At 45.9% G+C, this 614-nt stretch carries 2 pseudogenes; both read right to left on the bottom strand.

The features are described 5' to 3' along the window. A pseudogene (gene glnQ / locus R7P64_RS24355) lies at window positions 1-102 on the bottom strand (glutamine ABC transporter ATP-binding protein GlnQ); the annotation flags it as partial. Between the two features lie 209 nt (window positions 103-311). Continuing rightward, a pseudogene (locus R7P64_RS24350) lies at window positions 312-614 on the bottom strand (pyruvate kinase); the annotation flags it as partial.

Genomic DNA, 614 nt, shown 5'->3' with positions numbered 1-614 from the left:
CTCGCCAGAATGTACGGAGAAGTTGATATCTTTTAGAGCGTGGTAATCGCCATACCACTTGTTTACGTTGCTAAATTCGACGACGGGAGTGTTCTCTTTCAAAGGGGCACGCTTTTAGGGATAACAATCGCTCTACAATAACAAGTTGTGAATGCGATTTCATTAAGTTAACGCTCATATTCCAAGAGTCAGCGAATGGTTGGTTATATCGTGCGCAATAAAAAGGACCTGCCATTTGGCAGGTCAAGTCCCTGTGGAGCAAGTTATGGGGGAGAAATTCAAGGTCGAGCTTGAATAAGGGGGAGGTAAACCTAAGCTGCGATTTCTTCCGCTGGCTTCATGTGAGAAGACACATTCAAGCTCAGCAAGCGACACGCGTTGATTTCACCCATGCCTTCGATGGAGTCGAGTTGGGTCATCAAAATGGAGGAAATATGTGCTTCGTTGGCCTTTTGACGTAAGCATTCCACTAATTGTGGCGCGAGATCAACGTGGCTTTCTGCTGCTTTGAAATACAAAGGTTCAACACCGCGTAGAATGGTCATTTGTGCAAGCAAGGCTGGGTTGTCGCTCAGAGCCCAAATCTTAGTTTTACTTTGGCAGCGAGACATCAA

Origin of the sequence: Vibrio sp. 2304 (assembly GCF_033339475.1) — a bacterium.
Taxonomy (GTDB): domain Bacteria; phylum Pseudomonadota; class Gammaproteobacteria; order Enterobacterales; family Vibrionaceae; genus Vibrio; species Vibrio alginolyticus.
Note: the sequence above shows the minus strand (reverse complement) of the source record. Positions and strands in the feature narration are given on the sequence as shown.